25 protein-coding genes are annotated in these 23,921 nt (G+C 42.4%); 6 read left to right on the top strand and 19 right to left on the bottom strand.

Going from position 1 to position 23,921, the window contains the following annotated elements; genetic code table 11:
* Positions 1-24: 24 nt before the first annotated feature.
* The 9 genes from GJU41_RS05830 to GJU41_RS05790 form a co-directional block, all read right to left on the bottom strand.
* Positions 25-444: an acyl-CoA thioesterase gene (locus tag GJU41_RS05830; protein ID WP_154318336.1), complete on the bottom strand. Its 420-nt coding sequence runs from the start codon at positions 442-444 to the stop codon at positions 25-27.
* A 4-nt stretch (positions 445-448) separates the two neighbouring features.
* The gene (locus GJU41_RS05825) at positions 449-1,231 is read right to left on the bottom strand and encodes an enoyl-CoA hydratase (RefSeq protein ID WP_070879008.1); all 783 of its coding nucleotides are present in this window, start codon (positions 1,229-1,231) and stop codon (positions 449-451) included.
* Entirely contained in the window at positions 1,228-2,112 is an 885-nt protein-coding gene (locus GJU41_RS05820; RefSeq protein ID WP_070879007.1) for a 3-hydroxyacyl-CoA dehydrogenase family protein, read from the bottom strand. The genes GJU41_RS05825 and GJU41_RS05820 overlap by 4 nt, the downstream gene beginning before the upstream one ends.
* Positions 2,113-2,188: 76 nt before the next feature.
* Complete coding sequence (locus tag GJU41_RS05815; RefSeq protein WP_154318143.1) at positions 2,189-2,752, bottom strand: TetR/AcrR family transcriptional regulator; 564 nt, start codon at positions 2,750-2,752, stop codon at positions 2,189-2,191.
* 82 nt (positions 2,753-2,834) lie between these two features.
* A complete protein-coding gene (locus tag GJU41_RS05810) occupies positions 2,835-4,379 on the bottom strand; it encodes a long-chain-fatty-acid--CoA ligase (protein ID WP_154318335.1) in 1,545 nt (514 codons plus the stop codon).
* 143 nt (positions 4,380-4,522) lie between these two features.
* Positions 4,523-5,275 (bottom strand): SDR family NAD(P)-dependent oxidoreductase, encoded by a 753-nt coding sequence (locus GJU41_RS05805; protein ID WP_154318142.1) that lies wholly within the window; start codon positions 5,273-5,275, stop codon positions 4,523-4,525.
* On the bottom strand, positions 5,275-6,450 hold the full coding sequence (locus tag GJU41_RS05800) for a thiolase family protein (protein WP_154318141.1): 1,176 nt from the start codon (positions 6,448-6,450) through the stop codon (positions 5,275-5,277). The genes GJU41_RS05805 and GJU41_RS05800 overlap by 1 nt, the downstream gene beginning before the upstream one ends.
* Positions 6,451-6,466: 16 nt before the next feature.
* A complete protein-coding gene (locus tag GJU41_RS05795; protein WP_070879002.1) occupies positions 6,467-7,243 on the bottom strand; it encodes an SDR family oxidoreductase in 777 nt (258 codons plus the stop codon).
* An 11-nt stretch (positions 7,244-7,254) separates the two neighbouring features.
* The gene (locus tag GJU41_RS05790) at positions 7,255-8,481 is read right to left on the bottom strand and encodes an acyl-CoA dehydrogenase (RefSeq protein WP_154318140.1); all 1,227 of its coding nucleotides are present in this window, start codon (positions 8,479-8,481) and stop codon (positions 7,255-7,257) included.
* Positions 8,482-8,739: 258 nt separating this feature from the next.
* Here GJU41_RS05790 and GJU41_RS05785 point away from each other — a divergent pair, with 258 nt between their 5' ends.
* Positions 8,740-10,212 carry an aminotransferase class I/II-fold pyridoxal phosphate-dependent enzyme gene (locus GJU41_RS05785; protein WP_070879000.1) on the top strand — a complete coding sequence of 491 codons (1,473 nt, stop codon included), beginning with the start codon at positions 8,740-8,742 and terminating at the stop codon, positions 10,210-10,212.
* Positions 10,213-10,342: 130 nt separating this feature from the next.
* Here GJU41_RS05785 and GJU41_RS05780 read toward each other — a convergent pair whose 3' ends face one another.
* Positions 10,343-10,483 carry a GapA-binding peptide SR1P gene (locus GJU41_RS05780; RefSeq protein ID WP_083328358.1) on the bottom strand — a complete coding sequence of 47 codons (141 nt, stop codon included), beginning with the start codon at positions 10,481-10,483 and terminating at the stop codon, positions 10,343-10,345.
* 201 nt (positions 10,484-10,684) lie between these two features.
* Positions 10,685-10,984, bottom strand: a complete 300-nt coding sequence (locus GJU41_RS05775) for a DUF3055 domain-containing protein (RefSeq protein ID WP_070878999.1) — start codon at positions 10,982-10,984, stop codon at positions 10,685-10,687.
* Positions 10,985-11,132: 148 nt separating this feature from the next.
* Here GJU41_RS05775 and GJU41_RS05770 point away from each other — a divergent pair, with 148 nt between their 5' ends.
* On the top strand, positions 11,133-11,531 hold the full coding sequence (locus GJU41_RS05770; RefSeq protein WP_070878998.1) for a DUF1885 family protein: 399 nt from the start codon (positions 11,133-11,135) through the stop codon (positions 11,529-11,531).
* Between the two features lie 25 nt (positions 11,532-11,556).
* Here GJU41_RS05770 and GJU41_RS05765 read toward each other — a convergent pair whose 3' ends face one another.
* Positions 11,557-12,390 carry a polysaccharide deacetylase family protein gene (locus GJU41_RS05765; protein WP_070878997.1) on the bottom strand — a complete coding sequence of 278 codons (834 nt, stop codon included), beginning with the start codon at positions 12,388-12,390 and terminating at the stop codon, positions 11,557-11,559.
* 125 nt (positions 12,391-12,515) lie between these two features.
* Between GJU41_RS05765 and GJU41_RS05760 the strand changes: the two genes are divergently transcribed.
* Positions 12,516-14,042: a glycine betaine uptake BCCT transporter gene (locus GJU41_RS05760; protein ID WP_070878996.1), complete on the top strand. Its 1,527-nt coding sequence runs from the start codon at positions 12,516-12,518 to the stop codon at positions 14,040-14,042.
* Between the two features lie 56 nt (positions 14,043-14,098).
* On the opposite strand, the gene GJU41_RS05755 is transcribed toward GJU41_RS05760, so the two are convergent.
* Positions 14,099-14,350: a hypothetical protein gene (locus tag GJU41_RS05755; protein WP_070878995.1), complete on the bottom strand. Its 252-nt coding sequence runs from the start codon at positions 14,348-14,350 to the stop codon at positions 14,099-14,101.
* A 239-nt stretch (positions 14,351-14,589) separates the two neighbouring features.
* On the opposite strand from GJU41_RS05755, the gene GJU41_RS05750 reads away from it, so the two are divergent.
* On the top strand, positions 14,590-14,979 hold the full coding sequence (locus GJU41_RS05750; protein WP_083328357.1) for a hypothetical protein: 390 nt from the start codon (positions 14,590-14,592) through the stop codon (positions 14,977-14,979).
* An 89-nt stretch (positions 14,980-15,068) separates the two neighbouring features.
* Here GJU41_RS05750 and lpdA read toward each other — a convergent pair whose 3' ends face one another.
* From lpdA to GJU41_RS05725, 5 genes are all read right to left on the bottom strand, one after another.
* Positions 15,069-16,481 (bottom strand): dihydrolipoyl dehydrogenase, encoded by a 1,413-nt coding sequence (lpdA, locus tag GJU41_RS05745; protein WP_070878994.1) that lies wholly within the window; start codon positions 16,479-16,481, stop codon positions 15,069-15,071.
* Between the two features lie 3 nt (positions 16,482-16,484).
* Positions 16,485-17,846, bottom strand: coding sequence for a dihydrolipoamide acetyltransferase family protein (locus tag GJU41_RS05740; RefSeq protein ID WP_170292728.1), 1,362 nt, complete (start codon positions 17,844-17,846; stop codon positions 16,485-16,487).
* A gap of 172 nt (positions 17,847-18,018) precedes the next feature.
* Positions 18,019-18,996: an alpha-ketoacid dehydrogenase subunit beta gene (locus GJU41_RS05735; RefSeq protein ID WP_070878992.1), complete on the bottom strand. Its 978-nt coding sequence runs from the start codon at positions 18,994-18,996 to the stop codon at positions 18,019-18,021.
* Positions 18,997-18,999: 3 nt separating this feature from the next.
* Positions 19,000-20,115, bottom strand: a complete 1,116-nt coding sequence (gene pdhA, locus GJU41_RS05730) for a pyruvate dehydrogenase (acetyl-transferring) E1 component subunit alpha (RefSeq protein ID WP_070878991.1) — start codon at positions 20,113-20,115, stop codon at positions 19,000-19,002.
* A 511-nt stretch (positions 20,116-20,626) separates the two neighbouring features.
* A complete protein-coding gene (locus tag GJU41_RS05725; protein WP_070879152.1) occupies positions 20,627-21,304 on the bottom strand; it encodes a YkyA family protein in 678 nt (225 codons plus the stop codon).
* Between the two features lie 480 nt (positions 21,305-21,784).
* Here GJU41_RS05725 and GJU41_RS05720 point away from each other — a divergent pair, with 480 nt between their 5' ends.
* Positions 21,785-21,910 (top strand): YjcZ family sporulation protein, encoded by a 126-nt coding sequence (locus tag GJU41_RS05720; RefSeq protein ID WP_154318139.1) that lies wholly within the window; start codon positions 21,785-21,787, stop codon positions 21,908-21,910.
* Positions 21,911-22,174: 264 nt separating this feature from the next.
* Complete coding sequence (gene def / locus GJU41_RS05715; RefSeq protein ID WP_170292727.1) at positions 22,175-22,729, top strand: peptide deformylase; 555 nt, start codon at positions 22,175-22,177, stop codon at positions 22,727-22,729.
* An 80-nt stretch (positions 22,730-22,809) separates the two neighbouring features.
* Here the strand turns inward: def and GJU41_RS05710 are convergent, their stop codons facing one another.
* Positions 22,810-23,580, bottom strand: a complete 771-nt coding sequence (locus tag GJU41_RS05710; RefSeq protein WP_070878988.1) for a Cof-type HAD-IIB family hydrolase — start codon at positions 23,578-23,580, stop codon at positions 22,810-22,812.
* Positions 23,581-23,921: the final 341 nt, after the last annotated feature.

Raw genomic sequence — 23,921 nt, 5'->3', positions numbered from 1 at the left:
GAACCACCTCTTTTGTTTGAAGATTCAGATTATTATTTCTGCAGCAAATCTCTTCAGCTGCTCCTTAAGATGCTCCGGCATGGCTTCTGTGGCCTGAGTCTTAAAATTAAATGTGACAATGACTGCTTCACCTTCAGCGATCAGCCTTCCGGTCTCCTGCTCCGTTATTTCATGAAGAACGGTAAAGCTCTTTGAACCGATTTTCAAAACGGCGGTTTTAATGATCAGATGCTCGTTAAAATAAGCCTGGCCGCGAAAATCACATGTCGCTCTTGCGAGGATAAACGGCCAGTCCCCTGAAGACATAGAGTAGCCCAATGCTTCAAAAAACTGTACTCGTGCATCTTCCAGATAAATAAAGTAACTTGTATTGTTCACATGACCGAGCGCATCTGTTTCGCAAAACCTTACTCTCATCCGTGCTTCATGCACTTGAGACCACATCCCTTTATTTATGGCTGAAAGCAGGCTTTCTTTTTTCAATAAATGCCTGTACGCCCTCTTTGATATCTTCGGTCTGAAATACTTCTTCAAACAATTCCGCTTCAAGGTCGAGTCCTTCTTCAAGTGAGCTGCTGAGTCCCTGATCAACCGCTTTTTTGATCTTTGAAAGAGCGGGAAGTGAATGGCGCGTCATACGGCCTGCAAGCTCCAGCGCTTTTTGGAGGCCTTCCCCTTTAGGAACGACATATGACACAAGTCCAATGTTTTTAGCTTCTGCTGCATCGATTGGGTCACCTGTAAACATCAGCTCTTTCGCTTTTGCATCTCCTACTGTGCGAGGCAGTCTTTGTGTGCCTCCTCCTCCAGGAAACAATCCGAGCTTAATTTCCGGAAGTCCGACCTGAGCATGCTCTTCAGCAATCCTGAGATCGCATGTTAAAGCGAGTTCACAGCCTCCGCCAAAGGTCAGCCCGTTTAAAACGGCAATGGTCGGCTTTGGAAACTGATCAATCTCATTCAGGAATGCATGGCCTTCAAGGAAATTTGCTTTGATTCCTTTTCTGCCGATCAGATTAGGAAACTCTTTAATGTCAGCTCCGGCCATAAACGCCCTGTCTCCAGCACCAGTCAGGATCACCGCAACGGTTTCTTTGTCTTCTTTAAGAGCTGCAAAGGCTTCTTTCAGCTCCCTTGTCACCTGCTGGTTCATGACGTTAAGCGGAGGATTATTGATCGTTACGACGGCAATTGCTCCTATTTTTTCATATGAAACGGCGCGCTCTGTCATTTTTTCACCTCTTCTTTTTGATATGTGTACCAGCCCTTGCCTGTTTTTCGGCCAAGGTCCCCTTGTCTTACTTTCTGCTCAATGCAGGCGAACGGTTTGTCAGCTGGATCTCCTGACTCAGCGTAGCGCTGCTGCATGACGTAATATCCAACGTCAATTCCTGATAAGTCCATTAATTCAAACGGGCCGATTGGATGATTTAAGGCTTTGCGGCAAATAATGTCGATATCTTCATAGCTTGCATATCCTTCTTCATAAAGGAAAACAGCTTCTCTCTGAAGAGCTCCTAAAATACGATTTGCGATAAAACCTGAGATTTCTTTCTTCAAAAGCACAGCTGTGCGGTTGATCGTTTTACAAACATCCATTGTTAATTCTGCTGTTTCGTTTGAGGTCTTCTCACTCATGACGACTTCTACACAATCCATGACAAGAGGCGGGAAAAAGAAATGCATGTTCACAACTTTGTCTTCCCGGTTTGTTGCAGATGCGATCAGAGAATTCACAATTGTTGAGCTGTTGGAGGCCAAAATAGCATGCGGCTTTGCAAGCTGATCCAGTCTTGCAAAGAGCTCCCGCTTCACATCAAGCTTCTCTACTACAGCTTCAATAATGAAATCTGCATGACTTGCTGCGCGCTCAAGTGAAGATGTGAATTTCAGTCTTGCAAAAGCAGTCTGTTTCGCTTCTTCCGTCAGCTTAGATTTTTTCACCCATTTATCCATGATGGAATGCAAGGTTGACTCCGCTTTTTCTAAAGCGCTTTCATGAACATCCTGCAGGATCGTTTCATAGCCGCCAAGGGCACACAGCATCGCAATTTGATGTCCCATTTGTCCTGCTCCAATAACCGAGATTTGCTGAATGTCTTCTTTTTTCATCATGATCCTCCTCTAACGACTACTAACCAGTCGGTATGTTATAGGCGAAGAAATTTCCGGTCGCCCGAAAATTCCTCTACTTATTTAATCCTTCGAGCACGATTTTCAGAAAAATATCCGATACTTCACGATCAGATACGCGGCCATTTGGATCAAACCAGAAATAACTCCAGTTCGTCATGCCCAAAATGCCGAATGTGACAATATCCATCGGCAGATCTGAGCGGAATTCGCCGGCAGCTATTCCCGCTTCAAGCACCTGCTGAATCTTCACTCTGAAAAGATCTCTTTTTGCTACTACCTCTGCCATATCTTCTTCACTTAAATTTCTCATTTCCCTGAAAAAGACCTTTGCGCTCAATCCTTCTTTTTCTATATCATGAATGAGCATATAAACCATTTCATGCAATTTATCTTTGTACATTTTCGCATCATCCTGGATGATTTCTTCCTGTTTTCGCAGAAGATCGTCAATGTACTTTAAATGTATCGCCATTAACAGCTCTGTTTTGCTTTTGTAGTAATAATAAAACGTGCCTTTTGTGACACTCAAGGCGTCTACAATATCCTGAATGGATGTTTCTTTAAACCCTTTTTCTCCAAAAAGCTGAATGCTTTGCTGTATGATTTTTTCTTTCATTATGCCTAATCCTCTCTAGCCTAGATTAAAGAGATTATACCATAAGCCCTACCATGAGATTCATAGATTATTTGCTTTATATTCAGCTTTTTACAACTTCTTCTCTGAGTGCCCGCCGCAATATTTTTCCGACGCTTGTCTTCGGCAGCTGATCGCGGAACTCAATGATGGCAGGCACTTTATAGGATGCCAATTGGCTGCGGCAGAATGAAATAATTTCCTCTTCTGTTGCCTTTTTCCCTGGTTTTAATACAGCGAAGGCTTTAACCGTCTCTCCGCGGTAAGGGTCAGGCACCCCTATAACAACTGCTTCCTGTATCGCCTCATGCTCGTATAAAACTTCTTCGATATCCCGGGGATAAACATTGTATCCGCTGGCAATGATCATATCTTTTTTCCTGTCGACAATATATAAATATCCTTCCTCATCTACCTTCGCGATATCACCTGTATAGAGCCAGCCATCCCGAATGGTATTGGCTGTTTCCTCTGGCATATTCCAGTATCCTTTCATTACCTGAGGACCTTTTATGATCACTTCTCCGAGAGTACCTGCTGGAACCTCTTCTTTACCAGTTGCGACATCGACAATTTTATAAGCTGTTCCAGGCACCCCGATACCGACACTGCCCGGCTTCCGCTCTCCAAACGGTGGATTGCAGTGCGTCGTAGGGGCCGCTTCGGATAACCCATATCCTTCTAAAATTTTCGCACCTGTTTTCCGTTCAAATTCTTTAATCAGCTCTACCGGCATTGGCGCGCTGCCGCTGTTGCAGATGCGGACGCTGCTGATCCCGTATTCTTCTGCATTTGGATGGTTTGTGATCGCTATATACATGGTCGGAACTCCCGGAAAGATCGTCGGCTGCTCACGTTTAATCGTCTGCATCACTTCTTCAAGATCAAAACGCGGCAGCATGATCATGGAGTTGCCGCGAAGAACCGTTAAGTTCATGCAGGATGTCATCCCAAATACATGAAACAATGGAATGACAGTTAAGCAGCGCTCTGAGCCTGATTTCACTTCATTTTTAAAGAATTCATAAGACTGATAAATGTTTGCCATTAAGTTCCGGTGTGTGAGCATGGCTCCTTTGGATCGTCCGGTCGTCCCGCCTGTGTATTGCAGGACGGCAATATCATGCTCCGGTTCAATCTGAATTGGCAGCACTTCTCCTGAACCCATGCCCAAAAACTGCTGAAACGAATAATCATCGGGATCTGGTGTGAGTTCTTCCTGCAGACTCACTGTTATTACTTGCTTTAAGTTAGTATTTTCCCTAATAGCTTTTACTCTTGGATAAAGAGCATCAAAAACGACGATCGTTTCAGCCCCAGAGTCATTCAGAATATGGTCCAGCTCTCTTTCCACAAGCATTGGATTTACTTGTGTGATGATGGCGCCAGCTTTTAATGCACCGTAATAAGCAACAACATACTGCGGGCAATTTGGAAGCATAATCGCCACCCTGTCGCCTTTTTGAATGCCTTTTTTCTGAAGGGCAGATGCGAAGGCAGTTACCATTCCCGCAGCTTGCTGATAAGAAATGGATTTCCCGTAAAATGAAATGACTTCTTTTTCACCATACTTATGTACGGTTTCCTCAAACATTTGGGGAATCGACATGTAAGGTATGTCAAAATCATGATGCACATGCTCCGGATACGTTGCAAACCATTTATCCAATTGCAGGTTCCTCCTTTATGGTTAGGCTCTTTTTTGAGTCCTCGCTGTCTTTTCATACAGTTCTCGCGAAAAAGAGCCATTGATTAAAAGGTAATTGTTCCCCCATCTACAAGCAGCGTGGCTGCTGTCACATAAGAAGCATCATCACTTGCCAGAAACAGGACGGCCTTTGCGATTTCCTCAGGCTGTCCAATTCTTGCAAGAGCATTCGATTTCGTATAGATTTCCCATCTCCTATCATCATTTCGCCACTCATCGATGATAGAAGTATCGATCACTCCTGGAGCAATCGCATTTACACGGATATTTCCCTTGCCATAATCAAGAGCGGCGTTCTTTGTCAGAGCAATTACACCCGCTTTTGATGCATTATATGGAGCCATCCGCTTTTTCCCTTTCATTCCGAGGACGCTTGACGTATTGATAATTGAGCCTCCGCCGCTTCGCAGCATGTATGGGACCACATGTTTGATTCCCAAGAAAACACCTTTTAGATTGATGTCAACGACCCGGTCCCATTCCTCTGTTTCCATATCGCCGATTTTCACGCTCTGATTAGACACACCCGCATTGTTGAAAAGAATATCAAGTCCACCGTATTCCTTTACAGCTGTTTTCATCAATCCTTGAACATCAGCAGAGTCAGTCACATCCGTTTTAACAAAAAGGCATGGCCGGTTTTTCTCCCTGATTTCATGAGCCGTTTTTTCTCCTGCTTCGCAGTTGGAATCGCCGATTACTACCTTTGCTCCTTGTTCTGCAAACAGCATGGCTGTTGCTTTGCCAATGCCGCCTGCTCCCCCTGTAACAACTGCAACTTTTCCGGCAAGCCTCATCAATCAATCTCTCTTTCTATGATCGTCGCAATTCCCTGGCCGCCTCCAATACACGCCGTGATCAAGGCATAGCGTCCGCCTGAGCGCTTCAGCTCATAGATTGCCTTTGTCATCAAAATCGCACCTGTTGCTCCAAGCGGATGGCCGTGGGCAATTGCTCCCCCGTTTACGTTCAGCTTGCTGTGATCAAAATTCAGTTCCCGGTCGCAAGCTAAGACTTGTGCAGCAAATGCTTCATTCAGCTCAACGATGTCCATGTCGGCGAGTGATAACTTTGCTCTCTCAAGCACTTTTTTTACTGCTGGAACAGGACCGATTCCCATAATATTCGGATCGACACCTGCAACAGCATAATGCTTTACTGTGCATAGCGGCGTCAAACCAAGTTCCGAAGCTTTTTCACGTGACATGACAACAACTGCTGATGCAGCATCATTCAACCCAGAACTGCTCCCGGCTGTTACGGTTCCTCCTTCTTTAAAAGCAGGACCCAATGCTTTTAAACCTTCAATCGTTGTATTTGGACGGGGATGTTCATCCGCGCTGAACAGGATAGGTTCACCTTTTCTCTGACGGATCTCTACAGAAACAATCTGCTCGTCAAATCTGCCTTCTGATACAGCTGCTGCCATTCTCTGCTGGCTGCGGAGAGCATATTCATCTTGTTCTGCGCGGCTGATTTCATATTTGGAAACCAGATTTTCAGCAGTAATTCCCATTGGAGGATTGCCGATTTCTTTTGGTGAGAGCACGGCTGACTTAAATCTCGGTGGTGCAGGACTGAATGGTTTTTTCGGTTTCTCCATTAAATAAGGAGCAAGAGACATGCTTTCCGTGCCGCCTGCAATATAAATGTCTCCGTCACCCGCTTTAATCGCCTGCGCTGCAAGATTGACAGCATTGATGCCTGAGCCGCATTGACGGTCAACTGTCAGCCCTGGTATATCCAGTGATAGTCCGGTAGACAAGGCTGTTAACCTTGCAATATTCCCGCCGCCAGAGAGGACATTTCCAAAAATGACATCATCAATCATATCTGCAGATACATTTGCTCTGTTCATTGCCTCTTTAATAACAATGGCCCCAAATTCATTGGCTTCCATTGATGAAAGTGCACCGCCCTGTCTCCCGATTGGAGTTCTGACAGCTGCCACAATGACTGGATCACGATTCATTTAACATTCCCCTTCCTTACATGGCATGTGTTCCGCCGTCTACGACGAGAACATCACCTGTGATAAAATCAGAAGCTCTTGCCGCCAAAAACAGGGCAGCGCCTTTTAAATCCTGATCCGTTCCAAAGCGTTTAAGAGGAGTGATATTCAAGAAATGATCTTTCCCGTTTTCAATGATCACCTGTGACATTTTAGTAGGGAAAAAGCCTGGTGCAATAGCATTTACATTAATGTTGTGCTGGCCCCATTTCACGGCAAGATCTTTAGTAAAAGTGATGACAGCACCCTTACTTGTGTTATAGGCAATCGTATCCATATAACGCGGGTCTGTTCCGCCAAGCCCTGCCACAGATGCGATATTAATGATTTTGCCGCTATTTTGTTTAATCATATGTTTGCCTGCTTCCTGGGACATGAGAAATGTGCCGGTCACATTCACATTCATTACCTTATTCCAGGCTTCAAGCGGCATATCCTGAACAGGAGCGCCCCATGTTGCCCCGCTGTTGTTTACTAAAATATCAATTTTGCCAAACTCTTCGATTGCTGTTTTTACAGTATTTTTCACATCTTCACGATTTGTCACATCACAGGATAAAGCAATGGCTTTTACTCCATATTCGCTGCTTAATCGTGAAGCCACATCTTCACATGCCGCTGCTTTTCTAGAACAGAGGACAAGTGATGCGCCCGCCTGTGCAAATCCTTCTGCCATCTGCTCGCCAAGCCCTCGGCCTCCGCCTGTGATAATGGCCACTTTATCTGTCAGATCAAACATTTCTTTAATGTGCATGTTGCCCCTCCTCATACTGTCTGAAGATTTACGTCGTATTTTTTCAGCTCAAGCCTTGCAAGCTGGGCGCGATGCACTTCATCCGGACCGTCAGCAATTCTCAATGTTCTGGCACTGGCCCACTGAGCGGCAAGCGGTGTGTCTTCGCTGACTCCAGCTGCACCGAATGCCTGAATAGCCCGGTCGATTACTTTCAAAGCCATATTCGGAGCAATGACTTTAATCATCGCGATTTCCGTTTTAGCTGCTTTATTCCCGACAGTATCCATCATGTAAGCCGCTTTTAACGTCAGTAAGCGCGCCTGTTCAATTTCAATGCGGGAGTCTGCGATCCATTCTCTGATGACACCCTGGCTTGAAATCCGTTTGCCGAACGCCTCTCTTGTTTGTACACGCTTACATAACTCTTCAAGCGCACGTTCTGCAGCCCCGATTAATCTCATGCAGTGATGAATTCTTCCCGGTCCCAGGCGGCCCTGTGCAATTTCGAATCCTCTACCTTCCCCAAGCAGCATATTTGAAGCTGGCACCCTTACATCATTAAAAGTGATTTCTGCATGGCCGTGCGGAGCGTGATCATAGCCAAAAACAGGCAGCACTCTTTCAATCTTTACGCCTTCCGCATCAAGCGGAACTAAAATCATCGACTGCTGCTCATACTTTGATGCGTTAAAATCAGATTTGCCCATTACAATCGCAATCTTGCAGCGCGGGTCGCCCGCTCCTGAAGACCACCATTTCCTTCCGTTAATGACATACTCATCTCCATCACGAATGATGCTTGCCGCAATATTCGTCGCATCTGCTGAGGCAACATCAGGTTCAGTCATTGAAAAACATGAACGGATTTCTCCAGCAAGCAGAGGCTTCAGCCATTTGTCTTTTTGCTCATCTGTGCCGTAGCGGACGAGAACCTCCATGTTTCCCGTATCAGGGGCTGCACAGTTAAACACTTCAGGTGCAAGCAATGAGCGGCCCATAATCTCACAAAGCGGCGCATATTCCAGATTTGTCAGGCCTGCACCGTACTCGCTTTCAGGCAAAAATAAATTCCATAATCCTTTTTCTCTTGCTTTCATTTTCAGCTCTTCCATAATAGGTGGAATTTCAGACCATCTGGATTCCTGCGCATTTAATTGTTCTTCATACTTTTTTTCATTCGGATAAACGAATTCTTCCATAAAAGCTGTCACTTGTTTTTGTAAATCAATCACCTTATCAGAGTAAGTAAAGTTCAACAAAATCACCCTTTCTTTTAACTTACTAACCGGTTGGTATGTAAATCTACTTCTATCATAATATGTAACTGCCAAAAAAGACAACTATTATTCTAAAAATTCTGCCAAATTAAATCTTTTACCGTTTTTTCCTCCTTTGAAAAATACCTTTTCAATCTAAAAGGAAAGTGATATAATTCACTTGTTTTATGTGTAAATAACGAAAATGAAACCATGAAAATAGATACTATTTTTAATTAAAGAAGGTGGGAAAACAAATTGTCGCAATATGAAACACCCTTATTTACAGGATTAAAAGAGCACGCGAAAAAAGATCCTGTTCAATTCCATATCCCGGGGCACAAAAAAGGAGCTGGCATCGATCCTGAATTCCGTTCATTTATCGGAGATCCTGCTCTTTCAATAGATTTAATCAACATCGGGCCACTTGATGATCTCCACTCTCCAAAAGGAATGATCAAAAAAGCTCAGGACCTTGCAGCTGAAGCATTTGGAGCAGATTATACATTCTTCTCCGTGCAGGGAACAAGCGGTGCAATTATGACAATGGTGATGGCTGTATGCGGTCCTGGAGATAAAATCCTTGTTCCCCGCAATGTTCATAAATCGATTATGTCAGCTGTTGTTTTCTCGGGTGCTACACCAATCTTCATTCATCCTGAAATTGATAAAGACCTCGGCATTTCACACGGCATCACAACGGAGTCTGTTGAGCATGCTTTAGAGCAGCATCCAGATGCAAAAGGACTGCTAGTCATCAACCCTACTTATTTCGGGGTCTCCGCCGATTTAAAGAAAATCGTTGAAATTGCCCATTCATACAATGTGCCTGTTCTTGTTGATGAGGCTCACGGAGTGCATATTCACTTCCACGAAGACCTGCCGATGTCAGCGATGCAGGCAGGAGCAGATATGGCAGCAACAAGTGTTCATAAGCTTGGAGGCTCGATGACGCAAAGCTCTGTGCTGAATGTGCGGGAAGGATTGGTATCTGTTCAAAGAGTTCAAACCATCCTGAGCATGCTGACGACAACTTCTACCTCGTACCTGCTATTAGCTTCTCTCGATGTTGCCAGAAAACGCTTGGCTACAGAAGGACGCGAATTGGTCGAACGGGCGATCCGTCTTGCAGAAGATACACGAAAAAAAATTAATGAAATTGATAAAATCGAGTGCATCGGCGAGGAGATTGTCGGCACCAAAGCGGCATTTGATTATGATCCGACGAAGCTGATCATTTCGATTAAAGAACTCGGCTTAAATGGGTATGATGTAGAAAAATGGCTGCGTGAAAACTACAATATTGAAGTTGAAATGTCAGATTTATATAACATCCTCTGCATCATTACACCTGGGGATACTGAAAAAGAAACAGGCATTTTGGTTGAAGCACTGCAGGCGCTGTCTTCAGAATTCATGAATGCATCGGCAGACTTGGTGAAACCGACCGTCATGCTGCCTGATATTCCTGTTTTAGCGCTGACACCTCGCGATGCATTTTACGCAGAAACGGAAGTTGTGCCTTTCAGTGAATCAGCAGGACGCATCATTGCAGAGTTTATCATGGTTTATCCGCCGGGAATTCCAATTTTCATCCCAGGAGAAATCATCTCAGAAGAAAATCTTGCGTATGTGCGCAAAAACCTGGAAGTCGGACTTCCAGTACAAGGACCAGAAGATCCTGAGCTTAACTACTTGAGAGTAATTAAAGAACATAAAGCAATCAGATAATACGAAAAGGCGATTCACTTGTGAGTCGTCTTTTTGAGCATGGTTTGCCTGAGCCGAAACGTATTCGACTGCCAGCATAAAGAAAACAAAAGCATGCAGGAAATCCTGCATGCTCTCATCTATCCTCTATTTAAACCCCTTGAATAACTGTGATTTCTCTTTCGAGTACCTGGCAATCGCAGCTTGTGCACTTCCCATACAAAACACTGACCTTTTCGTCCTCAAAATGATCGATCGTACCATTGCATGTTTGACATACGATTGTTCCCATTTCCATACCCCTTTTTTGAATGGATTAGCGCTTTTCGAATTATTGAAAGCGCTTAATACTTTGTAACTCTATAATAATATAACACATTTAATCCGTCAAGCCTAAATTGTATAACACATTTAATCTTTTTCTCTTACTATATTTATCTTACTTTCTTATAAAAGCATATTAAAAAACTGGCTGAAATACGCCAGTTTTTCCTTATTCATATTGTGTTGTCAAATGGCCGGCCGGGATCACATCTTTGAAGAAATCAGAGAGTTCGGATGCCTGCTGGAGGGTATCCGTGCGAAATGTTTGCTTGAGGAGTTCGAGGTCTTCAATATCTAATGAGTCAAGGAGAGCTGCTTTACCTGTTTGGAGACATACGACGAGAGGTTTGCCAAAAAACATGCTTGAGTACACTATGGCCAAATCATACCTCAGATCACTTGAAGCAAATCCAACATACCTGACGTTTGCCTGCTCTGTGTCATCATAAAACTTTTCTAAAGCGTTCATGAAGGCCTCCCTTAATTTTATCTGATTATTCAGACTAATTATAACCTAATTTACCCTCCACTACAATTAGTTAAACCTTTATCTTGTCAGATTGTTTAAATATTTGTAAAATTTAAGATAATCATTCAGAAACTTAGGAGTTGACATGATGGCCTCTCACGCTTTTATAAAATTAGTCGGCGGATCCATTCAGCAGCACATAACGGTTGATGAAGTAGAAAATCTTTTTCACTACTATAAGGAGATAACGAATAAAACCGGCCAGCAATTAAACTTCGCATATGAAAGTTCCGCTTTCCCTTATGAATGCAGACAAACGGACGGCTATCTTTCTTTAACATCTGAAGAAAGGGGATATGCAAAAATGTATGTTGGAATCGGTGAAGCCGGAGATGAGCATCCTTCTTTTCTGCAAATCACCCTCCCCTCTGATTCAAAATACGGAGACAGGAATAAAGCAAATGAGTTTTCCAAGTTTCTCGCAAAAAAATTAAAGGGCGAATTAACCTTATTCAACGGCAGAAAAATGTACTTTTATAAAAGATAAAAGCGATCCTGAAGGACCGCTTTTTTTATGAGATTTTTTCGATTGAATCTGGATCGGCTATTTCATATCCCTTCCCTTTCAAGCCTTCCACGATTCCTCTAAGTGCCTCATTTGTCCATTCCCTGTCATGCATTAACAGGTTGGCGCCATCTGTGAGAAACGGCGAATTGACCATAATGTCTGTAAGAGCATCTTTCGATTGATAATCCTGCTCCCAATCATACCCGTATGTCCAGTTCATCAGAACCATTTTTTCTTCCCCTGCTATTTTCCGGCTTTCATCTGTGTTGCTCCCGAACGGAGCACGGAAAAAGTGAGGTCTTTCTCCTATGATTGATTCAACAAGATCATTCAGTTCAACAATTTCTTGTTCCTGCTCTTCTGCCGTCAGATCTTTTAAATTTGCATGTGTCATCGTATGGTTGCCGATCGGAAATCCAAGGTCATGAATATCTTTCAATGTCTTTTTTTCTTCGTCCGTATCTAAAAAGTGGCCATTGACGAAAAAGATGGCACCTGCTCCCAAGTCTTTTAGTGTGCGGGCCATTTCAAGACTGTGTTTATCCGGAGCATCATCAATTGTAACTAAAACAGCCTTTGAATTGACATCTGCGCTCAGAGGCTTAATGCTCCAATTCGCAGGATCTATTTTGTATTTGGGAAGAGCTTCCGGTTCAGCTGCTGCCTCCTCAGTTTTTTCATCTTCTTTCGCTTCAGGTTTTGCGGGCGGCTTTTCCATTTTCTGTTCTTCTTTGTGCTTGTCCGCTTCAGCAGGGGCCGATGCTTCATTTCCGGTCTCATTTGAGCTGCACGCCGAAAGCAACCAAACTGCTGCAAGGATGAAAAACAAATGCTTCATTATGATGTATCCCCCATTCTTTCTCCTTTATTAGTATAATATAAGGCTGATTGCTTCACTATATAAAAAGAGGAATTAATTAACAACGGTACCTACTTACTATGTATAAGGGAGCTAGTTCTTTTATGAAAAGAATGACACCTGTTTTTATCATTTCCGTTATCGTTTCTGTTCTTTTTATTATTTGGGGCGCATTGCCTAAAAGTTTAGTGGGAGATGCCAATTTATCAAACGCGACGACGCTTGTTCACGGATTTATCATTGAAAAGTTTGGCTGGTTTTACCTGCTCACAGCGTCTTTCTTTCTGATTTTTGCTGTGGGATTGATCTTCACGAAATATGGAAATATAAAGCTTGGAAAAGATGATGATGAACCAAGTTATTCATATCTGAGCTGGTTTGCGATGTTATTCAGTGCCGGGATGGGGATTGGGCTTGTTTTTTGGGGAGTTGCAGAGCCTATGAATCATTACAGCGCTCCTCCTTCTGGAGAAGGATTTACAGATGAATCAGCCAGAGCTGCTTTACGTTATTCCTTTTTTCATTGGGGCCTGCATCCATGGGCAATCTATTCCGTTATCGCCCTTGCTCTTGCCTATTTCACTTTCAGAAAAGAGCAGAATGGCGTCATAAGCAACATTCTTAGACCATTATTTGGTGATAAGGTCGATGGAAAGCTCGGAACCCTTGTAGATTTTCTGGCCGTTTTTGCTACCGTTTTCGGGGTTGCTACCTCTCTCGGTCTGGGAGCGATTCAAATAGGGGGAGGCGTTTCCTATTTATTTGATGGAATAAACAACTCCTTTACCACCCAGCTGATTATTATTTTAATTGTCACATTTTTCTTTATGCTCTCCGCTCAAACAGGTTTAGATAGAGGCATAAGAATTCTCAGTAACGCTAATATTATAATTGCGATATCACTGATGATTTTTCTCCTTTTTGCGGGACCAACCAATTTCATCATGGATTTGTTCACAACGACCATTGGAGGCTACCTTCAGAATCTGACGTATATGAGTTTTCGCCTTACACCATTTACTGAGGAAAGCACCTGGGTGCAGGACTGGACTATTTTTTACTGGGCATGGTGGATCTCCTGGGCGCCGTTTGTCGGCACCTTCATAGCAAGGATATCAAGAGGCCGGACGATCAGAGAATTTTTGATTGGAGTGCTTGCTGTGCCGACTATCTTTGGCGCACTTTGGTTTTCTGTCTTTGGCGGCTCTGCTTTATACCTTCAGCATTTCATGAAGAAACCGATTATGGATATAATCAATGATAAAGGTATGGAAGTAGCTCTGTTTGCCGTGCTCGAGCAATTTCCTCTGGGCACATTCATGTCCCTCCTCGCTATCCTGCTGATCAGCACCTTTTTTATCACGTCAGCTGATTCTGCAACATTTGTGCTCGGTATGCAGACGACGAATGGCGATTTAAATCCGTCCGGCAGGGTGAAGTTCATTTGGGGCATCATTCAGTCAGCAGCAGCAGCAATTCTCTTATGGGTTGGCGGTCTTGAAGCCCTGCAGAGAGCTTCCATTATTGCAGCTCTTCCATTTGCCGTCATCATGATTCTGATGGTCTTTTCACTATTAAAGTCCCTGCGTAAAGAAAGACTTGCAATGTATGAGCCTGTGCAAAAGAAATAATGCAAAAAAACACTTTCTTGATTGTCAAGAAAGTGTTTTTTATGAAGACAGTGCAGTTAAATAAAAGTTCTAATCAGCAAGAGGAATTCATCTTTGCAGAAGAACGCCGCCGCGGCAGTTGCAGCCGTCACAATCAAAGAGATTTTTTTTGATTGTGAAAGAGATGCCGCCAAAATATATGCTATGTACAAAAAAACCCCGAGCAAGATCATTTTAGCCTGCAGAGAATCTTTTTCAGAAACCCGCTCCACCAGTAAATAGCCGCCCCATATCATACATTGCAGAATTATAATCATTGGCCATTTCATCTTTACTCCCCTTCTTTAATTCAACCGTTATATCACCTGTATTTAAGTTATGCGACATACCTGCTGTATATTTTTCATTTATGTAACAAATAGGTAACATTCAGGGGAATATTCGGAAAACATGATAAAATAGCATTAATTTAGCACGGCGGCATTATAAAAATAGGTAGTAAGTATTGGTTTTTTATTCTAATTAGAGCGGTATGTTAAGACCATTTCAATTAAAAGAGGTGGGCAATATGGCAAAGTCGGTTATTGTCGCCTTCATCATGCCAGTATTTCTTCTATCATCTTGCAGTTTGAATTTCACTTCTGAAGCGATTAATAAACCCGAACCGGAAGAAAGAAAGCTTTTATTTTTTTCAGATGAACAAGATGAATATCGGGAATCCGTCTATTATGACGCACTCATTGACTTAAAACGGGATTTTCCAGAAGAAGTTGAAGGTTTGCAGTTTATCGAGTCAAGCGCGGAAGAAAAGTATTCGTTTGAAGTAGAAAAATATCCTTCTCTTGTTGTAGTGGACGATAATCAAGTGATCTTCCAAATTGAAGGGCACGTAGGGAATAAAGAAGAGATTATAACCCCTGTCATTAAAGCTTTATCAGGGAGCAGCGGACAGCGTTAATCACCTGAGGTGGTTCTATTTAAAATAGCCGCCTTTTTATTTTGTAAAAAAAACCCCCTTAATGCTGAACATTAAGGGGGTTTTTCCTATTATTTTACGATGTGGATCGGGCTTCCGATTGCCACTTCAGCAGCTTCCATTGTGATTTCTCCCAATGTTGGATGCGCGTGGATTGTCATTGCAATATCTTCAGCAGTCATACCTGCTTCAATTGCAAGGCTAAGCTCTGAAATCATATCAGAAGCTGCAGCACCAGCAATTTGTGCTCCAATAACAAGACCGTCTTCTTTACGTGTAACAAGTTTCAAGAAACCGTCTGTTTGGTTAAGAGATAGTGCACGTCCATTTGCAGCAAATGGGAATTTAGCAGCAACAACCTCAAGTCCTTCTTCTTTAGCTTGTGCTTCTGTGTAGCCTACTGAAGCGAGTTCAGGCTCAGAGAATACAACAGCAGGAATTCCTAAGTAATCAATTTCAGCGTTTTCGCCAGCGATTACCTCAGCAGCAATCTTGCCTTCATAAGAAGCTTTATGTGCAAGCGGAGGACCTTCAACGATATCGCCGATTGCAAAGATGTTTGAAACGCTAGTGCGGCACTGCTTATCAATTTTGATGACGCCGCGGTCTGACATTTCAACACCTACTTGCTCAAGGCCAAGCTCGTCTGTATTAGCACGGCGTCCAACTGTTACTAACAAGTAGTCAGCTTCAACTGTCTGCTCTTCGCCTTTTACTTCAAATGTTACTTTTACGCCGTTTTCTGTTTCTTCAACAGATTTAGCTTTTGCTTTTGTATGGATTTCAACGTTTCCTTTTTTCTTAAGGTTGCGTTTTACAAGTGAGCTCATTTGCTTTTCAAAGCCCATTAGGATCTCATCCATCGCTTCGATGAATACAACTTCAGAACCGAAGTTAGCATAAGCTGTTCCAAGCTCAGTTCCGATGTATCCTGCACCGATGACAACGATTTTCTTTGGAATTTCATTTAAGCTAAGTGCGCCAGTTGAATCAAGAACGCGTTTAGAATATTTGAATCCAGGAATTTCGATCGGACGTGAACCAGTAGCAATGATTGCATTTTTGAATTTATAAGTTTGAGATGAATTATCATCCATTACTTTAATAGATTCGCTGTCTACAAAATATGCTTCGCCGCGAACAATTTCAACTTTGTTGCCTTTAAGAAGTCCTTCAACTCCGCCGACAAGCTTTTTCACAACGCCAGCTTTGAATTCTTGAACTTTCGTAAAATCAACTGTTACGTTCTCAGCTTTGATTCCCATGTCTTCAGAATGCTTGGCATTCTCAAAACGGTGACCAGCAGCGATTAATGCTTTAGAAGGAATACATCCAACGTTTAAGCAAACGCCGCCAAGGTTTGCCTTTTCTACAATTGTTACTTTCTGTCCTAATTGTGCAGCGCGGATGGCAGCTACATAGCCGCCAGGTCCCGCACCAATGACAAGAGTATCTGTTTCAATAGGGAAATCTCCTACTACCATCGATTACGCCTCCATTAAAATAAGTTGTGGGTCGTTCAATAAACGCTTAATGTGATTTAGTGCATTTTGTGCTGTAGCGCCATCGATCATACGGTGATCAAAGCTTAATGATAAAGCAAGCACTGGAGCAGCAACAATTTCACCGTCAACTACGATTGCTTTTTCAGCAATGCGGCCGATTCCAAGAATAGCAACCTCTGGGTGATTGATTACCGGAGTGAACCATTGTCCGCCAGCTGATCCGATGTTTGTAATTGTGCAAGATGCGCCTTTCATTTCCGCAGCAGAAAGTTTACCGTCGCGTGCTTTAGTTGCTAAGCCGTTAATTTCATCAGAAATGTCAAAGATTGATTTGCGTTCTGCGTTTTTAACAACTGGAACCATAAGTCCTTTTTCTGTATCAGCAGCAATACCGATGTTGTAGTAATGCTTTTGAACAACTTCTTCTGTTTTGTCGTCGATAGAAGTGTTTAGAACCGGATATTTCTTAAGCGCTGATGTAAGAGCTTTCACTACGTACGGTAAATATGTTAACTTAATACCCTGCTCGGCTGCAACACCTTTGAACTGTTTTCTGTGAGAAACTAGTTTCGTCACATCCACTTCATCCATTAATGTTACGTGTGGAGCTGTATGTTTTGAGTTAACCATCGCTTTAGCGATCGCTTTTCTCATCGGGCTCATCTTTTCGCGTGTTTCTGGGAAGTCGCCTTCTGGAACAGCTTGTTTAGCCGGTGCTTTTTGCTCTGCTTTTTCTTCTTTAGCTTCTGCTTGAGGAGCTTCAGTTTGTGTTTCAGCAGGTTTAGAGCCGCCTTCTAAGAATGCATCAATGTCTTCTTTCGCAATGCGTCCGTTTTTCCCTGATCCTGATACTTGGCGGATTTCAACGCCTTTTTCACGGGCATATTTGCGTACAGAAGGCATTGCGATGATGCGGCGGTCTGGATCAACTTCAGCCTGATCCTGTGCACCTGCGCCTGTAGCTTCTGCTGTTTCTTGTTTAGGAGCTTCTTCTTTTTTCACATCTTGGCCAGCTTCAGCTGTAGATTGAACTTGTGCTTCTGTTTTCTCTTCTTTAGCAGGCTCATCCCCATGGTCATCACCTTTAAATTTAAGGTTTTCGTAACCAGGAGCATCAAATGTGATAAGAGTTTGTCCAACAGTTGCAACAGTTCCCTCTTCAACTTTAAGCTCAATAACTTTTCCTTTTACAGGAGAAGGAATTTCAACGACAGCTTTATCGTTCTGGATTTCAGCCAGTACATCATCTTCGTTTACTTCATCGCCTGGCTTGATAAACCACTTTACAATTTCACCTTCGTGGATACCCTCACCGATATCCGGCATTTTAAATTCAAAAGACACGGTATATTACCTCCTATTTTTCATATGGAAAAGAAACCAGTTTGCAGGTTTCAAAAAGAATAAACATTTGATGTTTGTTCAAGTGCTTTCACGCGGCCGCGCCGCGCTGATCATGGAACATAAACACGCCATTCTTCCGGGACCTTCTGATTTCTTTTCTCAGAATGTATAATTAGAAATTCATTACTTTTTTAGCTGTTTCCATAACATCTTTGAAGTTTGGCAGCCATACACCTTCAGCTTGAGAGAAAGCAAATACAGTGTCAGGAGCTGTCACGCGAAGTACAGGAGCTTCTAAGCTTAAGATTGCACGGTCATTGATTTCAGCAACAACGTTAGCTGCAATTCCCGCTTGCTTTTGAGCTTCTTGTACCACAATCGCGCGGCCTGTTTTTTCAACAGATGCAATGATTGTGTCGATATCTATCGGGCTGATTGTGCGAAGGTCGATTACTTCAGCAGAAATCCCTTCTTTTTCAAGCTCTTCTGCTGCCTTCAATGACTCATGCACCATTGCGCCGTAAGTAATAATTGAAAGGTCAGAACCTTCTCTTTTCACTTCAGCTTTTCCGATTTCAATTGTGTATTCTTCTTCAGGAACTTCCTGACGGAAAGAACGGTATAGTTTCATATGCTCAAGGAAAACGACAGGATCGTTATCGCGGATAGCAGAGATTAAAAGTCCTTTAGCGTCGTAAGGAGTTGAAGGAATAACAACTTTCACACCAGGCTGCTGAGCCATAAGACCTTCTAAGCTGTCAGCATGAAGTTCAGGTGTATGAACGCCTCCGCCGAATGGTGAACGGATTGTAACCGGAGACGACCAGCGTCCGCCAGAACGATAGCGCATACGAGCCATTTGGCCTGAAATAGAATCCATTACTTCGTAAACGAAACCGAAGAATTGAATTTCTGCAACAGGACGGAATCCTGTTAATCCAAGACCGATCGCAAGACCGCCGATTCCTGATTCAGCAAGAGGTGTATCAAATACACGGTCTTCGCCGAATTCTTTTTGTAATCCTTCAGTAGCACGGAATACGCCGCCGTTTACACCAACGTCTTCTCCGAACAATAAGACGTTAGAATCATTTTTAAGTTCTGTGCGCAGCGCATCAGTGATTGCTTGAATCATTGTCATTTGAGCCATGGCTTACTTCGACTCCTTTGCTTTGTAGATTTCATATTGCTCTTTCAGATTGAATGGCATTTCTTCGTACATGATATCCATTAAATCTGTTACTTTTTGCTTTGGATATTCATCCGCTTTTTTGATTGCTTCTTTAATATCTTCTTTAGCTTGTTCAATCGCTTTGTTCTCTTCTTCTTCGTTCCAGATTCCTTTGCTTTCAAGGAATTTGCGGAAACGTACAAGAGGATCTTTTTCTTCCCATTCGTTATCAAGCTCTTTCGTACGGTAGCGTGTTGGATCATCGCCAGCCATAGTATGAGGGCCATAACGGTAAGTAAGTGTTTCAATCAATGTAGGGCCTTCGCCGTTAACAGCGCGCTCACGTGCATCACGAACAGCAGCATACACAGCAAGTGCATCCATGCCGTCAACTTGAATTCCTACGATACCTGCAGCAGCAGCTTTTTGAGCGATTGTTTGAGCAGCAGATTGCTTTTCAACAGGTGTAGAGATCGCAAATCTGTTGTTTTGAACAACAAAGATAGCCGGTGCTTTATATGCGCCTGCAAAGTTGATTCCTTCGTAGAAGTCACCTTGAGAAGCTCCGCCGTCACCAGTATAAGTGATTGCAACTGTTTTAAGGTCTTTCTTTTTCATTCCAAGAGCTACACCTGCAGTCTGGATGATCTGAGCACCGATGATGATTTGCGGTGAAATTGCATTTACATCCTCAGGGAACTGGTTTCCGTGGAAATGTCCGCGCGAGAATAAAAATGCTTGGTATAATGGAAGTCCGTGCCAGATGATTTGCGGAACGTCACGGTATCCTGGAAGAACGAAATCTTCTTTTTCAAGTGCAAAATGAGAAGCGATCTGAGATGCTTCCTGTCCTGCTGTTGGAGCATAAAATCCTAAACGTCCTTGACGGTTTAGTGAAATAGAACGCTGATCCAAAATACGCGTATAAACCATACGGCGCATTAATTCTTTTAATTGATCATCTGACAAATCAGGCATCGCAGCTTCGTTTACAACTTCGCCCTGTTCATTCAGAATTTGGAACGTTTCAAACTGCTTTGCAATTCCTTCGAATTGCTTTTTGCTGTCAACAACAGCATTTTTAGTCTTAGCAGCCATATTTAGTCACCTATCCTTTCTCTTATAAAAAAATAGTTCTAGATAATTACTGACACATACAGCATTAGCCTACCCAAAATGAGTACGCCTGACACATTTTTTTAGGCTATCCTCTATATATCTTTATACCACCTGAGAGAATGCCGAAACGTTCTCTATGTATTGGACAGTACAAATATCTGTACTAATTTAAGTGATGAAAGAAATTAATACAATTCGTTTCAACATGTATTAGTGTACACCATGAAAAATATGTTCGTCAATTGATTTATATCGATATTCTGAAAAGATATCCAGCGTTTTCATTTTACTTTTATTCCCTTTTTAGCAATCTGTACTATAACTAATTGTTCATCTGTATTATAAAAAAACGGTACAGAGTTCTATAGTATGCAACCGGTCGAATATGCGGATGCGGGCTCTCTTTAACCATCAGTCTCACTGCAGAATACAAAAAACCTGCAGAGAAATTGTCCTCTGCAGGCCATACGGTATTTTACGAAGCTGTTTTTCAGGATTTTGAAGCATTTTTTTCCGGCTGCTCTACTTCTATCTCTGCTTCCTTGTAAAAGTCCATTTTTGCTTGATTGTACTGTTCTGTATACTCATTGAATTTTTTATTTTCAGCTAATACTTTTTCATAGGTGCTGTTAATTTCAGTAATTTTAGCTTCAAGCTCTTCTAGTTTTAAATCCTTTTTTTGAAACATTTGATACAGCTCTTTATCTAAGGCTATAGCTTCTTTATATGAAGCATAAAGGGCATCATAGGAATCGTAGCGATTCTGCATCAGCTCCTGAAGTCTTTCCGCCTTCTCTTTCGCTCCGTCTTCTCCCAGTTCCTTTGAAAGTTCTGCAATGTTTTTAAATTCTTCTTTGGAGTCAAGGATGCTTTTCTTTTCATCCTCTACCCGCTTTTCTCTTTCCTCTACCACAGAGGCTGCTTCCTTTGAAAGAGAAACAATCTTATCGTACTCTTTCATTCCTAAAGAAATGATTTCTTCATAAAGTTCATTTTCTTCTTTTTCAAGCTCAATTAAAGGTTTCTGCTGCTGTTCAAATGTATCTTCAAGAGAAACAACCTTCTCAAGAGCCGTATACATTTCTTCTTCTGGCGAAGAGCCGGAACAGCCAGATAATAATACCGTTCCAATCAAGATTGCCGCCGCCGCGGAAATTGCTTTAGACATTTTTTTCACCGTGGGTCCCCCTAACCATTCAACACTTTAACTATAAGACGTTCTCGGGTTATTTACAATATCTTCTTTTAATAGAAAGAGGAATTGCCCGTTTAGCTCAGACAGCCAGGTTAGAATTCACCCCAAAAGTCGGAGTTTTCCTTTTTTGACAGAATTCTCCGACCTGAAAAGATAGGAGGATCAGCTTTCGGCAGGTTCGGGCATGAAGAATGAAGATCCCGATTTTAATTCATGCACAGTTGAACGCTAATAAGCATATATGACAGCTTACATCCAATTCATGACCATACGGGGCAATTGTACGTTTTTCCCTATGTCAGCTTTTCCTTCTTCACGCTATTTGCCCAGCTCAATTTTTTTTATTTCATCTGGGCTTTTGTCTATACCCTTTCCATTCCGTGACATAGTTTATATTAGACGCTCAGGCTAATGCACAGAAGATGAGGGTCATACTAAAAGGAGGTTTTTTACATGTACGGATGTTGCTCTGGATATGGTTACGGATACGGCGGCGGCGGCGGACGCACTTTCGCATTAATTGTAGTATTGTTTATTCTATTAATTATTGTTGGTGCTGCTTTCGTTGGCCACTGCTAATGAATGATTGCGGCCGATGATGCCCACATTTTATGTGGGCAAGCCGCATGATTGATGCCGCCTATCCTGAATGGACAAGCAGTACTTTTCGTTTTACAGAAATTCCATTATACTTATAAAGATGATTTAGGATCAAAAGCGCAGTCGCCTTGTTCTGACCGAGGATCGAGGCGCCGGAGATGGACCAGAAACATATTTTCCATATCCACTGCCTTTTGACTTTTATAATTTCCCGGTAAGACAAGAAATGGAGTGTGAGTCCCCGTGATTACAATGGATGATATTATCAGGGAAGGCCATCCGGCACTTCGCAAGGCGGCAGAAGAAGTTGCCCTGCCTCCTTCTGATGAAGACAAAAAAACATTGCAGGATTTACTTGATTATGTTTCTAACAGTCAAAATCCTGAAATGATTGAAAAATACGGCTTAAGACCTGGAATAGGACTTGCTGCACCGCAAATAAACGTGTCAAAACGGATGATTGCCATTCGGCTGACGGATGAAAAAGGAATTTTGCACAGTTATGCATTATTTAATCCGAAAATTGTCAGCCATTCTATTGAAAAAAGCTACTTAACAAGCGGTGAAGGCTGCCTGTCTGTCGACCGCCCTGTACCGGGATATGTGCCCCGCTATGCAAGAATCCGCGTGAAAGCCGTATCGATTGAGGGCGAAAAAATCGATTTAAGACTCCGCGGTCTGCTGTCTATTGTGTTTCAGCATGAAATTGATCATTTAAATGGCATTATGTTTTATGACCATATAAATGTGAAAGATCCTATGCAGGAACCCGAAGGCGCCATTGCCATTGAACGCTGAAAAAACCTGTCTGCATTATAAGCAGACAGGTTTTTTAGTTAAAAGATATGTTTAGTGCGAAACAAAGCGAAAACACTGTCCTACAGCAGTCCCGCTTTTTTCAGCCCATTAAGGATGCCGTCCTGATTTACATCAGTCGTCACTTCATCTGCAAGCTCTTTCAGCTCAGGCACTGCATTTCCCATCGCTACTCCTGTGCCGACATATTTAATCATTTCAAGATCATTCAATCCATCACCGAAGGCATATACATCTTTCTTCTCGATTTCAAGGCGCTCCATCAGCTTTTTAATGCCTTCAGCCTTGGAGCCCCCGAACGGAAGAATATCAGTAGCAAGCTCGTGCCAGCGGATAATATGAAAATCTTCATATTTTTTATAATCTGCTTCTTCGCCTTCTTTACAGAAAAGAAGCGTTTGATAAATTTCGCGATTGCGGTAAAAATCCGCATCCTGCTCCGGATGCATAAACTTCAGACTGCCCATGCTTTCGTGTATATAAGGATGATCTGACTCTGTTGACATCATAGTATCATCACTCATAAAGACTAACGGATGATTTGAAGTGCGTGCAAATTCATATAATTCTTCCAGTCTTTCTGTATTAAGCGGATTTTTATAAATGACTTTTCCTTCAAATACAACAAACTGTCCATTAAAACTGACAAAGGAATCGATTCCAAGCTCTTGTCTAAGATCCTCAAACATGAAAGGAGCCCTCCCTGTTGCGATGGCAACATGGTGACCTGCTTTTTTCAAATCTTCGATAGCAGTCCGTGTCGAATCCGGTATTTCTTTATCATGATTTAACAAAGTGCCGTCTATATCAAAAAATATGACTTTTCCGTTCATAAAAAACGTCCCCTAACCTGTTTGAATTAATCAACCATAACTAGACTCATAATAAAGGAAAATTTTTCGCTTCTCAACAGAAAACGTTTAACCTCTTTACATTTAACCATGAAAAACAATTATTTTCCACAAATATCCATGTTAACTTTCCTTTTTATCACATATACTAAGTCTGGCAGATTCACGAGGGTTCGGCACACATCGAATTGGACAAGATAAGGAGTGAGATAGAAATGATGAAAAGATTGCGACGCAGAATAAGATCTCAATGGAATAGTATTCTTGGCAGAAAAACAATGGCTTAACAAAAACCCCTTCTATAAATAGAGGGTTTTTTTTCT

Origin of the sequence: Metabacillus idriensis (assembly GCF_009674765.1) — a bacterium.
GTDB lineage: Bacteria > Bacillota > Bacilli > Bacillales > Bacillaceae > Bacillus_P > Bacillus_P idriensis.
Note: the sequence above shows the minus strand (reverse complement) of the source record. Positions and strands in the feature narration are given on the sequence as shown.

What these genes read in the sequence shown, in the direction of transcription:
- GJU41_RS05710 (WP_070878988.1), bottom strand. Translation starts at nt 23,580, where the DNA reads ATGAACGGAAAAGTCATATTTTTTGATATAGACGGCACTTTGTTAAAT.
- lpdA (WP_070878994.1), bottom strand. Translation starts at nt 16,481, where the DNA reads ATGGTAGTAGGAGATTTCCCTATTGAAACAGATACTCTTGTCATTGGT.
- GJU41_RS05755 (WP_070878995.1), bottom strand. Translation starts at nt 14,350, where the DNA reads ATGAAATGGCCAATGATTATAATTCTGCAATGTATGATATGGGGCGGC.
- GJU41_RS05750 (WP_083328357.1), top strand. Translation starts at nt 14,590, where the DNA reads ATGGCAAAGTCGGTTATTGTCGCCTTCATCATGCCAGTATTTCTTCTA.
- GJU41_RS05735 (WP_070878992.1), bottom strand. Translation starts at nt 18,996, where the DNA reads ATGGCTCAAATGACAATGATTCAAGCAATCACTGATGCGCTGCGCACA.
- GJU41_RS05760 (WP_070878996.1), top strand. Translation starts at nt 12,516, where the DNA reads ATGAAAAGAATGACACCTGTTTTTATCATTTCCGTTATCGTTTCTGTT.
- GJU41_RS05815 (WP_154318143.1), bottom strand. Translation starts at nt 2,752, where the DNA reads ATGAAAGAAAAAATCATACAGCAAAGCATTCAGCTTTTTGGAGAAAAA.
- GJU41_RS05720 (WP_154318139.1), top strand. Translation starts at nt 21,785, where the DNA reads ATGTACGGATGTTGCTCTGGATATGGTTACGGATACGGCGGCGGCGGC.
- GJU41_RS05805 (WP_154318142.1), bottom strand. Translation starts at nt 5,275, where the DNA reads ATGAGGCTTGCCGGAAAAGTTGCAGTTGTTACAGGGGGAGCAGGCGGC.
- GJU41_RS05830 (WP_154318336.1), bottom strand. Translation starts at nt 444, where the DNA reads ATGTGGTCTCAAGTGCATGAAGCACGGATGAGAGTAAGGTTTTGCGAA.
- GJU41_RS05825 (WP_070879008.1), bottom strand. Translation starts at nt 1,231, where the DNA reads ATGACAGAGCGCGCCGTTTCATATGAAAAAATAGGAGCAATTGCCGTC.
- GJU41_RS05800 (WP_154318141.1), bottom strand. Translation starts at nt 6,450, where the DNA reads ATGAATCGTGATCCAGTCATTGTGGCAGCTGTCAGAACTCCAATCGGG.
- GJU41_RS05795 (WP_070879002.1), bottom strand. Translation starts at nt 7,243, where the DNA reads ATGCACATTAAAGAAATGTTTGATCTGACAGATAAAGTGGCCATTATC.
- GJU41_RS05775 (WP_070878999.1), bottom strand. Translation starts at nt 10,984, where the DNA reads ATGAACGCTTTAGAAAAGTTTTATGATGACACAGAGCAGGCAAACGTC.
- GJU41_RS05820 (WP_070879007.1), bottom strand. Translation starts at nt 2,112, where the DNA reads ATGAAAAAAGAAGACATTCAGCAAATCTCGGTTATTGGAGCAGGACAA.
- GJU41_RS05780 (WP_083328358.1), bottom strand. Translation starts at nt 10,483, where the DNA reads ATGGGAACAATCGTATGTCAAACATGCAATGGTACGATCGATCATTTT.
- GJU41_RS05810 (WP_154318335.1), bottom strand. Translation starts at nt 4,379, where the DNA reads ATGTCGATTCCCCAAATGTTTGAGGAAACCGTACATAAGTATGGTGAA.
- GJU41_RS05770 (WP_070878998.1), top strand. Translation starts at nt 11,133, where the DNA reads ATGGCCTCTCACGCTTTTATAAAATTAGTCGGCGGATCCATTCAGCAG.
- pdhA (WP_070878991.1), bottom strand. Translation starts at nt 20,115, where the DNA reads ATGGCTGCTAAGACTAAAAATGCTGTTGTTGACAGCAAAAAGCAATTC.
- GJU41_RS05725 (WP_070879152.1), bottom strand. Translation starts at nt 21,304, where the DNA reads ATGTCTAAAGCAATTTCCGCGGCGGCGGCAATCTTGATTGGAACGGTA.
- GJU41_RS05765 (WP_070878997.1), bottom strand. Translation starts at nt 12,390, where the DNA reads ATGAAGCATTTGTTTTTCATCCTTGCAGCAGTTTGGTTGCTTTCGGCG.